The sequence below is a fragment of the Nonomuraea sp. MG754425 genome (assembly GCF_021699195.1).
Lineage (GTDB): Bacteria > Actinomycetota > Actinomycetes > Streptosporangiales > Streptosporangiaceae > Nonomuraea.
The window spans coordinates 1-500 of record NZ_SSXE01000490.1; the positions used below are offsets into that span (position 1 = coordinate 1).

The 500-nt window shown below is 70.4% G+C and carries 1 pseudogene; it reads right to left on the minus strand.

Annotated elements, in window-relative coordinates:
• Positions 1 to 500: pseudogene (locus FAF44_RS53625) on the minus strand (hypothetical protein); the annotation flags it as partial.

The window sequence follows — 500 nt, forward strand, 5'->3', positions numbered from 1 at the left end:
GCCACCGTCACCTCGGTGGCGGGGGAGGCGTCGATGAGTGTGGCCGTCCGGGCGATGACCGATTTGGCCCGGGGGGTGAGGGTGGCTTTGTCCACGGCGAACAGCACGTCGGAGGAGAGGTTGATCTGCAGGTCCTTGCCGTCGTCGGCGGTCTCTTCCGACTTGTCCAGTGATTCGGAGGGCAGGATGAGGCGGCGGGTGAGCGGGGTGACGGGCTCGGCGTCGGGGTCGGGGAAGTCGCCGGTGGGGGCTTCGTCGCTGATGGGCACGTCGAGCATCGGTGGTCCGACGGGGGTGACGACGGTGGTGGTCGCCGGGTTGCCCGACGGCGCGGGCAGTACCGCGTAGACGTCGATCGACTGGCCGGGGTCGATGAAGCGGCCGAGGTCGTCGCGCTTCACGTCGCTGCACAGGCAGGGGGAGCCGGCGGGCTGGTACGGCAGCAGCCAGGTGCGGGCCTGCGCGTCGAGGACGCCGATGCCGGAGGCCCATTTGATCTC